Annotated in this window: 1 protein-coding gene; it reads left to right on the top strand. The window is 29.8% G+C overall.

Annotation, left to right across the window (positions count from 1 at the left end):
* On the top strand, window positions 1-215 hold a 215-nt coding region (locus J7R12_RS08825), incomplete at its 5' end, for a hypothetical protein (RefSeq protein ID WP_208439095.1).
* Window positions 216-255 lie beyond the last annotated feature (40 nt).

The raw sequence follows: 255 nt of genomic DNA, 5'->3' as shown, positions 1-255 counted from the left end.
AGTCTTATGACATTAATCAATTGACTTCGAAAGAATCGAAATGGAGTTTATTAAATACATTTAGAACAAATATCGAGTCTGAAATGGGCGAAAACCGCCCAAAAAGCTACAAAATGCGTCAAAAAAATTTAACAAGATGCAATCAAGATGCAGTTTATAAACAGCCTATAAAAAGTAAACTACTGAAATTTGCTATTCATTTTATGGGAAATTGAAATAACTCCAATATGTGCTTTTAAGAGATCAAATATGCAA

It is taken from the genome of Bartonella vinsonii subsp. vinsonii (assembly GCF_902825235.1).
Classification (GTDB): Bacteria; Pseudomonadota; Alphaproteobacteria; order Rhizobiales; family Rhizobiaceae; genus Bartonella; species Bartonella vinsonii.
This window is presented reverse-complemented; position numbering and strand designations above follow the sequence as displayed.